Here is a 6,381-nt window from a genome sequence, read left to right as displayed (position 1 = left end):
CTATAAATCCAGCGGCATGGCCGGAATGTCGTCGGCCGTGCAGCGGGCGATCCAGATCGCCGCTGGCGAACTCGGTGTTCGCGAGTACGCGGAGAATCGTGTGAACCGGCCGTACAACATCAACGATGCGTGGTGCGCCTCCTTCGCCACCTGGGCCTGGCGGCAAGCCGGCATCAATGTGCCCTGGACCAACAAGAATCACGTGCGGACCATCTGGTCCGATGCCCGACGTATGGGCCTCGCCGGCAGCGCATCAAGCGCCCGACCCGGCGACCTCGTCGTCCTCAACAACGGCGGCCACATCGGCATGGTGGTGGCGCGCAACGGCAACACCATCACCACCATCGAGGGCAATTCCAGCGATGCGGTGCAGCGGAGAACCTACAACGTCGGCGCCAGCGGCATGGTCGGCGTCGTCCACCCACCAGGCTGACTCCCCGCGCGGCTCGAGCCGAACAACTGCTTCCCGGGGCGGCGATTTCCGCACCCCCCAGCGAGTTCAGCCGGATCGCGGCAACGATGACCAGCGGGTGGACGAGGGAACGCGGTGAGCCAGCCCAACACGGTGACATGCCGGTTTGCACAAGAACGTCGGATCGGCGGCACGAGCCAGCGGCGAGGACAGGTCGCCGGTCGAAGACGACCAGTTATGCACACTGGACCTGCCCACATCACCCTGCCGCCCGATCGGCGGTCGGTATGGCGATGACGATCAGATACCTCGCGCACGATGATCTTCATACACGGCAAACTCTTCCAGTAACTGCTCGTCCGGAGTCAGATCCGAGCGCAGGTCGGGTCCCAGCTGATGCTTGACGGCGAATGCCAATGCTTGGGCGACCGAGGTGAGCGCGGTCAGCGAAGGAAGTTCCGCCACGCTGTCGGTCTCGGCGTAGAACGTCACATCCGCGATGCGGGCCAGCGGCGACGAAGGCCCATCGGTGAGCGCGATGGTCGTGGCGCCACGTCGGCGGGCCCACTCCACGGCATGAACGGTGTCACGCGCATATCGCTGGATCGATATCGCTACGAGCGTGTCGCCGGGCTGGATCCCGCGCAGCTCGTCGACGAGCAGTCCGGCGGCCGCCCTGATCTGTCTGACCCCCGGCCGTATCGCCCGCAGCAGATAGGCCAGCTGGTAGGCCACCGACAGCGAGGCCCGCAGACCGACGACATGCACCGTCTCGGCCGACACCACCGCGTGTACCGCCCGGTCCCAGTCGTCGCGGTCGATCCGGTCGAAGGCGCGTGCCATATTGGCCGTGTCGCGATCTAGCACGACGGAGAGGAATTGCTCTCGCGTGGTCGGCTCGGCGGCGCGCTCCCGCAACAGATTCGCCTCCGCGGCGAGCTGCATCCGACAGAGCTTGACCAGATCCGGGTATCCCGACAGGCCGAGCATGGTCGCGAAGCGCACCAGCGACGAGCGATGCACACCGGCCAGTTCCGCACTCTCCCCGATGCTGCGAAACGCGGTGCCGTCCGGATCGTCGAGCACGAGTCGGGCGATGCGCTGCTGACCGTCCGCGAGCTCGGGGAATCGCTGCTGCAAGATCGCACGCAACTCGCGATATGTGTGGGGTGCCTCGCTGGCCACGGGTGCCCTATCCGATGACCGCGGAGGCCGACTGCCGATCCATTCGTTCGATATTGCCCGCGACGGCGGCTCCCACACCACCGATCGGCGAATAATGTCAGCCTGCCCACATGCCCGTCTACGAAGACCATGGGTTGAGCCCGCGGTTCGGATCGAAGTTGTTGAAGTTGGCCAGCCGCCGGGTCGACCGCTGCAACGCCTGAAGATTCGTGTCGTTCCGGTTGTGGTAGTAGTTCGTGGCCGCTTCCTGGTGCTGCAAAGCCAGTTGCCGTCCGATGTGCTGGCGAGCGTCGCGCCCCGCGGCCAGCCACTCCTGCGGGGTGATCGCTCTGAGCCGCTGTTCGTTGTCCACCACGCCGGGTTGGCCAGGTGCCCCCAAGACACGTTGCACGAATCGAACTGCGGCGGCGTTCCGAGGAGTGATATTGGGATTGGCGAAGTTCAGCTGGTTCATGGGCGCGGTGGAGTGCCGCACGAAGTTGTCCGCAGCGACCACGGCCTGCGCCGCGAATGCCGGCAGCGCGCGGCCCGCGTTCTGATGGTTCTCCACCGCGTATCCCGCGGCGATCGCCTTCTGCAACGGCGCGAAGCCGAGCGGATTGAACTCCTTCATGCTGGCCTTCTGGACCGCCGCCGCACGCAGGGCATCCGTCACTTCCGCATCGGTCGCACCGTTCGCCCGCATGAGCGTACCGAGCATCGCGTCCGGGGCCTTGCTGTCGCCCAGACCATCGAGGACATTCGCGACACGGAGAGCGCCCGCCAATCCTTCCGACCGTCCGGCCGCCTTGAACAGCCAGTTCTCCAGAGCGGCATGGTTGCGCTCGACCAATTCGCGCTGCATCGGCGACATGGCGATGTTGTTGAGATCCACCTGCTTCTTCCGGCGCGACAGCGGGTTCAACGGACTCACCGTGGCCCCGAGCAGCCACGCGGTCACCGGCGACGCATTGATCGTGTTGAGCGAGGACATCCCCGACAGGAACCCGGCGCGCAGCGACCCTCCGGCCTGAGCCACGCCCATGCCGAGCGCGGCCCCTCCGCCACCTCCACCTCCCGAGCGTGGCGGTCCTTGGACCGCCGACGCGAATCGGTTCGCCACCCAGTCGTTACCCCTGCTGAGGCTCCAGTCGAGTCTGCGCAACTGGGAGATCGCAATGGCCTCGACCGCACCCGCGATGATGATCACCGCCATGACCTGTCCACGCGCCTGCTGGAACAAGTTGCCGAGGAACAGCACATAGACGCCGAGGAAGATGGTGAACACCGCCATTCGCGCCGCCGCGATGAACCCATCGACGATATTGCGCACCAAAAACGTCTGCGTCGGGCCGTAGACGAAGCCGCCCGCGGCGAATCCGAAGATCGTCATGAAGCAGTGGTAGATCGCGTCCATGGCCGTCTTCATGACCTTGATGCTCAGATACGCCGCGAATGCCAGGAGGATTCCGCCGCATAGCAGCAGCAGTAGGCCGGTGCCGACCTGCCCCATGGTGGGATCGCTGGCCTTGGCGTGCGCGGCCGCGTCGCCGCACACCTTCATGCCGTACTTCACGCGATCGACGTCACCCGCTCGGATTCCCGCCGTCCACGCGGCCCGACAGGCGGGGCTCTCGTCCACCACGTGCCCGAAGTTCCAGACCTGCACCGGGCGGCGCGCGAAATTGTCGGCGAGATCTTCCTGCATCGTCGTGATCAACTGCGATGGATTCGGGCTGGAGTTCCCGTTGAGCCCCGCGGCTACCGAGATACCCAGATCCCGGCCTTGGGCCAGCAATCCATGTGAGGACAGCACCTCCGATAGCGGCTCGGCCAGGAACACCGGCCCGAGGATCGCCACTCCCGCCATTGTCACAACCTGGATCGCGGCCTTCGCGTGATACCCGCGCACGATGAACCATGCCACGAAGAACGCGCCGATCGTCGCCGCCGTCACCAGCATGATCGGCGTCGCGATCTGACCGGTCAGCGCATCAGCGACGCCGCGCAGCGCGGCGGCGAACCAGTCCATCCAGCGGAAGCTCAACACATAACCGATCAACCAGATCGCCGACGTGACGATGGCCATGTATGCGATGAACAGCAGACCGAGGATCGCCCAGAGGATGGTGGCGCCCGGGTTCAGCGGTCCGCCCCGGTCGGTAGCGAAGGTGTAGCAGGACAACGAGGCACCCGAGGAGTCACGGATTCTCATCCAGCTGAGACCGTCGATTTCCGATGTTCCGGCCGAGGGGGCCGGGTTCTGCGCGGTCGCCACCGCGCCGAGTAGGCCGGAAAATACGAAGAGCGCGAAGACGGTCAGCAGAAACCAGATGATCCTGCGGCACCAGGGACGGGCGGCGAGCCAGGCGCGTACCCGTGCGAGCACCACGGCCGGACAGAGACTCTCAGGATCGTCCGATTCGCGTTCCTGCCGTGCTGACCGACTCGGGAGGGAGCGCGCAACCATAGAGTCCAGCATGACGCAACAATAGTTGCGTATCAACCCCATTGAGCAACCAACTGTTCATGCTTCGGACAAGATCCGGCGCCTGCTCCGCATGACCGGAAAAGCTTCCCGCACATGCGAGTTACACAGTGGCGCAATCAAATTGAACAATTGACCGATGGGGTAGCTCGGGAACTGGTGGCCAGCCGCCCGGTGCGCGCCGCACGACGAGCAGAACGCGACCGGCTTCAATACCCCACATACGATCCGCCGCTGCGCATCTGCACAATCCCGGGCACGTTGCTGACCGATCCGTATCGGTCGATCGCATATCGCACTCCAGCGACGATGTTGTCCACCGGGTTCCAGATATCGCGGTGTCCCGGAAGGGAATACGCGTTGAACGTCGGATCGATGGTCTGCATCAGCCCTTTGGACGGGATCCCCCTCGCGGCGTTGCTGTCCCAGAGATTGATCGCGTTCGGGTTGCCGCCGGACTCGTGCTGGATGATGGCCGCGATATCGGCCGGATCGATCTGTCGCGTGTCGTAGCCGTGCTGACGCAACACGTGCAGTGCCTCGTTGATCCAGTGGCCCTGTTGCCCCGAAGGCCGCGTGCGCGGCGGACCACCGCTGGGACCGCGCATGCCGGGGTGCGTCGCGCGGCGGGGTCTCCGCGGCCGCGCGGGACGCGATTCCCGCAGGTACCGATCGGCCAATGCGGCCACTCGATCGGCGGTGAGCACCGCCGAGGCCTGCCCCTGCCCGAGGACCGTTCCCGCGCGCTGCAATGCGTTCTCCAAGGTGGAGATCACCAGCTGCCTGCTCGCATTGGCGTCTTGGATGGTGCCGAGCGCGGTGAGGGCTGTGTTCACCTCCGCGATGATCGCCCCGATCGCGGCCCGCCCCTGGGTGGTACTGTCCACCGCTCCGCCGAGGATGCGCTCGAGTTCGGTGTTCATCGACTGCGTGGCGTCCCCGTGGCGTGCCCGATTCTGGCCGCTCGCGGCATAATGCGAGCCCAGCTCGCCGTCCCACGCAATGGGCCCGCTCGGTCCCGCCGCCCCGATATCGGGCGGCCGGTACGGCTGGCCTGTCATGGCGGTCGGCGGTCCGTCGCCGTACTGGGCCGCGATAGCGGCCAGGGCACCCATCGCCGCGGCGGCCATCGGCATGGACGAACCCGCCATCCCCATCGCGTCCGCGCGCGGAATCGACGCCGGGCCCGAGGCGGCGGAAGGTGTTTCGGCTACGGCAGGCGCAGCCTGACTTCGCGCCTGCGCCGCACCGGCGGCCGGTCCCACAGACGCGGGCGCACCGGCCGACAAAGGAGGTGCCGGGGCTGGACTGCCCCGCGGCGAAGACTTGGCCGGACGACGGGGCGCAGAAGTGGTGGCGCTCGCGCGGACGTCACGAACGTCATCGGTATGGTCGGGATCCGTTTCAGTGGGTGTTCGCTTCGTCGGCGACATCAGGTCCCCACCTAAGCGCGGCCGGGCATGATGCGGATGCCCGAGATACCGCAGACCGAGCCGTAGCGATCATCGGCGAATCGGCCATCCGCGATGGTGCTGGCATGGAAGGCGTTCTCGGCTCTGGACATCGGTGTGGCACCTCCGTCGATCCGCTGGCCTCTTGTCACCTGCCTCGCTGTATCGCGCGAACCCACTGGAGGCCCCTCGCGTCGAGACTCGCCCGGCAGCGTAACCGCAGCCTAACCCCATTTCCATCGATTCTCCTGCCGCTGTATTCCCGAGCGCGGGAATACAGCGGCAGGAGACCACGCTGCTCACGATCCCTCGGGTTGGGCGATCTGCACGACCAGGCGCCGGATGAATCGAGACCCCTACACAGTCAGGTCGCGCACTCGCGCCTTTCTCGGCTACGCGGAGACATTACGCATGGCCGCCGCGATGCCGTTCGCATTTGCGATGCGTTGGCCACGGGCCTCGCCGGAACTTCTTTCGTAGTATTGATCGAACACCGCCGCCGCGGCGGCGGGCGTCGCCGTGGCTCTGAGACGAGCGTATGCACCCGATTCACCAGCGCGCAATTCGTGCATCATGAAATCCATTTGGACTTTCCAGTCGTAGACGGACTTGCCTTGGGCCGCGGCGAACCGCTCCAGATTCCGCCGTCGTCCGCCCAACCATTGGCATAGACCTATGGCGCCTTCACGCGGGTTGAAAGCATCGGTCCTGAAACCGGATTCGACCTGTATGTTGCCCAGAATTCCGGCCGCTTGCGCAGGTGTGAGCCCATACTTCGAGATGAGGTACTGATACATCTGCGCGACTTGGGGACTCGTGCCGCCAGGGATACTGTCCGCGGATCCCGACCGGGTCGGTGGTGTGTA

5 protein-coding genes are annotated in these 6,381 nt (G+C 65.7%); 1 reads left to right on the top strand and 4 read right to left on the bottom strand.

Features of this window, described 5'->3' with window-relative positions:
* Positions 1-433 (top strand): CHAP domain-containing protein (locus ON34_RS28790; protein WP_218003941.1); only part of this gene is annotated, 433 nt, incomplete at its 5' end.
* Between the two features lie 279 nt (positions 434-712).
* Here ON34_RS28790 and ON34_RS28785 read toward each other — a convergent pair.
* From ON34_RS28785 to ON34_RS28770, 4 genes are all read right to left on the bottom strand, one after another.
* The gene (locus ON34_RS28785) at positions 713-1,597 is read right to left on the bottom strand and encodes a MurR/RpiR family transcriptional regulator (protein WP_040785488.1); all 885 of its coding nucleotides are present in this window, start codon (positions 1,595-1,597) and stop codon (positions 713-715) included.
* Between the two features lie 118 nt (positions 1,598-1,715).
* Positions 1,716-3,968 carry a hypothetical protein gene (locus ON34_RS28780; RefSeq protein ID WP_040785485.1) on the bottom strand — a complete coding sequence of 751 codons (2,253 nt, stop codon included), beginning with the start codon at positions 3,966-3,968 and terminating at the stop codon, positions 1,716-1,718.
* A gap of 305 nt (positions 3,969-4,273) precedes the next feature.
* A complete protein-coding gene (locus ON34_RS28775) occupies positions 4,274-5,215 on the bottom strand; it encodes a transglycosylase SLT domain-containing protein (RefSeq protein WP_245548243.1) in 942 nt (313 codons plus the stop codon).
* Positions 5,216-5,907: 692 nt separating this feature from the next.
* On the bottom strand, positions 5,908-6,381 hold a 474-nt coding region (locus ON34_RS28770; protein ID WP_040785479.1), incomplete at its 5' end, for a phage tail tip lysozyme.

The organism is Nocardia pneumoniae NBRC 100136, from assembly GCF_000308755.1.
Classification (GTDB): Bacteria; Actinomycetota; Actinomycetes; order Mycobacteriales; family Mycobacteriaceae; genus Nocardia; species Nocardia pneumoniae.
This window is presented reverse-complemented; position numbering and strand designations above follow the sequence as displayed.